The organism is Hominisplanchenecus murintestinalis, from assembly GCF_943193015.1.
GTDB classification, from domain to species: domain Bacteria; phylum Bacillota; class Clostridia; order Lachnospirales; family Lachnospiraceae; genus Hominisplanchenecus_A; species Hominisplanchenecus_A murintestinalis.
Map to the genome: position 1 here is coordinate 1 of NZ_CALPCM010000109.1, position 1,875 is coordinate 1,875.

The 1,875-nt window shown below is 45.9% G+C and carries 1 protein-coding gene; it reads right to left on the minus strand.

Going from position 1 to position 1,875, the window contains the following annotated elements; translation table 11 throughout:
• Nucleotides 1–141 precede the first annotated feature (141 nt).
• Nucleotides 142–1,596 carry a polysaccharide deacetylase family protein gene (locus NFR99_RS15175; RefSeq protein ID WP_120484670.1) on the minus strand — a complete coding sequence of 485 codons (1,455 nt, stop codon included), beginning with the start codon at nucleotides 1,594–1,596 and terminating at the stop codon, nucleotides 142–144.
• Nucleotides 1,597–1,875 lie beyond the last annotated feature (279 nt).

The window sequence follows — 1,875 nt, forward strand, 5'->3', positions numbered from 1 at the left end:
AGGCCGTAGGTTTATTAAGGTTACCCTTTTTCACGAAAATCTTTTTCATTTTCCTCTTGACATATTACCAAATTGCTCTCTGTTTTTGTTCGCCAGACTCTGGCTCTGCGCCTCTTCTGTCCGGCTTTTCCTGCCGATTGGTTACATCTCCGGTACAGGAGTCGGACGAGCCGAATCAAATACGCCGGAAGCATCAAACAAGTCGGATACCATCTCCGGATTATAATACATCCTGTATCCGTCCAGGTTCCTGCGTCCCTGCCTCATGTAAGAATCCCCAAACTGTACCCAGTACTGTGAAGAATCCACATTGCAGAAGATATCAAAGCCCTTACCTTTCAGGTAATTAAACTTTTCGTTATCCGCAAAGTATCCCTGCCAGTCTCCGATATCCGCACCGAACGCAAAGATAATCACATTCGTATCTCCTACAACCGGCTTTACGTAATTCTCCCATTTCTCCGTATCGGTTTGGATATGGGATAAGTCCGCCTGCGTTACATTGATATGTCCCCAGGTATGGCTTGCAAATTCCCATCCGTTTTCTTTCATGGCATTCGCTACCTTTGTCGCCTCTTCCACCTCACGGTTATAGCTGTCCTCATTAAAATCCGGGTTTTCCTGGAAAAACTTTTCCTGATACTCATCCAGATTTTCCCTGGTCTTATACGCGATATCTGTCCGGTATCCCAGCACTCCGTTGTAACCGGTCAGTGCAATAATACCTTTCGCGCCGTGATAAGAGAAATCCGGATGTTCTTCCACGAAAGTATCTATGAGCGGAATCATGTCAAAATCCCCCACACTGACGGAACCGTCCTGCTCCTTATACTCCGTTTTCACCTTCCCGTTTTCATCAATAATCAGCTTTGTCGCCATACCGTCGCCGTCCATGTAATGATAGTAGCTCACGTCATCCTGAGAAAGCACAAATGCCTTCTTATCAGGCGGAAGCATAATCTTCCCCCGCGACACGGTACCGTCGTCATTTACCGTACACATATCATGCAGGCTTACCAGCACATAACCTTTTTCATACATTGACTGGGTAATCTTGTTGAATTCATCAATAGTCGTCATCACCTGATTATACCCCGCCTCTTTCGAATCCCCGTCAAACGCCAGGCTCGTATCCTTTACCAACGTATGATAAAATACATGGGTAACCTGATCCAGCGGGAACTCCACAAGGTTTGCTTTCGCAGTTTCCCACTCTGTCACCTTAGCTGCCATCGCCGGGTTTCCCGAATATCCGCTGTCACCCTGCAGCAGTGCAATGGCTCCTTCATAATCATACATGGCCGCCAGCCGTTCCGCCTCTTCCATAACATCCGGAGCCGGCTCCGTCTGAGTCTCCGTTTCTGTCACCGCAGGGGCAGCTTCTGTCCCGCTTTCGGAAATCCCTTCTGTCACCGCACCCTTCTGCGTCTTATCCTGCGGCTTTTTCGACCTTCCGGCATTTCCCCAGAATACCAGAAACAGTAACACGGCAATCAGAAGCACCAGAACAATAATTATAATTCTGCTTATCAGAACCTGCCGTTTTCGCTTTGCCCTTCGTTCAGCGGCTCTTCTCGCTTTTTCATGCTCCTCCATGACATACCCTCCCTTAATAATATGTGACACTGCTCAACCCGCAGAAATACTGCAGTTAAAATAGTAGTCTCAATTCAGTATTATAGCATATTTACTTGCAAATACCACAGGAATTTTTGTTTTTAAGAAAAAATAAGAAAATCCCCTCACACCACGTTTATCGTCTGTCCGAATCGTTTCTTAAATTTTCCTGAACCTCACTGTTAGTGTATAATTATCATTGGCAACAATAAGAATTATTCTTGAAAAAAGGGAAGAAGAGAAATTCCCTGCTTCCCA

What these genes read in the sequence shown, in the direction of transcription:
- NFR99_RS15175 (WP_120484670.1), bottom strand. Translation starts at nt 1,596, where the DNA reads ATGGAGGAGCATGAAAAAGCGAGAAGAGCCGCTGAACGAAGGGCAAAG.